The organism is Burkholderia territorii, from assembly GCF_902833055.1.
Taxonomy (GTDB): domain Bacteria; phylum Pseudomonadota; class Gammaproteobacteria; order Burkholderiales; family Burkholderiaceae; genus Burkholderia; species Burkholderia territorii.
Genome location: NZ_CADFEJ010000141.1, coordinates 1 through 452 on the forward strand (window position 1 = coordinate 1; position 452 = coordinate 452).

At 70.6% G+C, this 452-nt stretch carries 1 protein-coding gene; it reads left to right on the top strand.

The window, feature by feature from the left end; all coding sequences use genetic code 11:
• Positions 1 to 441, top strand: a 441-nt coding sequence (locus HW466_RS31425; protein WP_176316176.1) for an EamA family transporter, incomplete at its 5' end; no start/stop codon positions are given.
• Positions 442 to 452 lie beyond the last annotated feature (11 nt).

Consider the following 452-nt stretch of genomic DNA (forward strand, 5'->3'; position numbering starts at 1 on the left):
CGCCAGGACGGCATGTGGGTGGCCACGCCCGCCGCGCTGGTGTTCCCGGTCGGATCGGCGCTCGGCTGGGCCGCCTACATCCTGCTGATGAAGCGCGTGGGCACGCTGTTCGACGGCCTGCAGGGGCTCGCCACCTCGCTGATCGTGGCCGCGCTGGTGACCACGCCGTTCGGCATCGCGCAAAGCGGCGGCCACCTGCCTGCCGGCCAGTTGCTCGACGCGGCCTACCTGGCGATGCTGGTGCCGCTGTTTCCCTACGTGCTGGAGCTGATCGCGCTGCGCAGCATGAGCGCCTCGTCGTTCGGCATCCTGATGAGCGCCGAGCCGGCGATCGCCGCGGCGATCGGTTTCGTGGTGCTCTCGCAGCCCCTGAGCGCGTTGCAGATCGCCGGCACCTTCTGCGTGGTGGCCGCCAGTATCGGCGCGGTCGTACAGAAGTAACCGGCCCCGCC